The 434-nt window shown below is 19.4% G+C and carries 1 protein-coding gene; it reads right to left on the reverse strand.

The window, feature by feature from the left end:
• Positions 1-184, reverse strand: a 184-nt coding sequence (locus BUE91_RS07020) for a hypothetical protein (RefSeq protein ID WP_143605917.1), incomplete at its 3' end; no start/stop codon positions are given.
• Between the last annotated feature and the right edge of the window lie 250 nt (positions 185-434).

Here is a 434-nt window from a genome sequence, read left to right on the forward strand (position 1 = left end):
GCTTTTCTGTTATTTCTTCTCTTTCAATCAAAGGAATATTATTATATTCTTCAAGAGCAATATTAATATTTAATTTAGAAAATTCTAATTTTAAAGCCTTATATTTTCTATTAGCTAAATTATATGCTTCATTAACGCTTTTAGCACTTTCTTTTATTTCAAGAAATAGCTCATTATTGTTCATATAAACATTAATATTATCACTATTAGTTAATTCTAAAAATCTTTGATAATTTAATTTTAAATAGAGATAATTATGAATATAATTTAAATATTTCAGATGAGGAGATAATAAAAAGATCAAAAGAAAATCCGTATAAAATATTTGTTAAACCATATAATGCTAATATGGGAATAGAGGCTATTATTAATTTAAAATAGTTTCATACTAAGAAACGAAAAATATTTTTACAATTAAACAATAATGATAAATT

It is taken from the genome of Streptobacillus notomytis (assembly GCF_001902585.1).
In the GTDB taxonomy this organism is placed as follows: domain Bacteria; phylum Fusobacteriota; class Fusobacteriia; order Fusobacteriales; family Leptotrichiaceae; genus Streptobacillus; species Streptobacillus notomytis.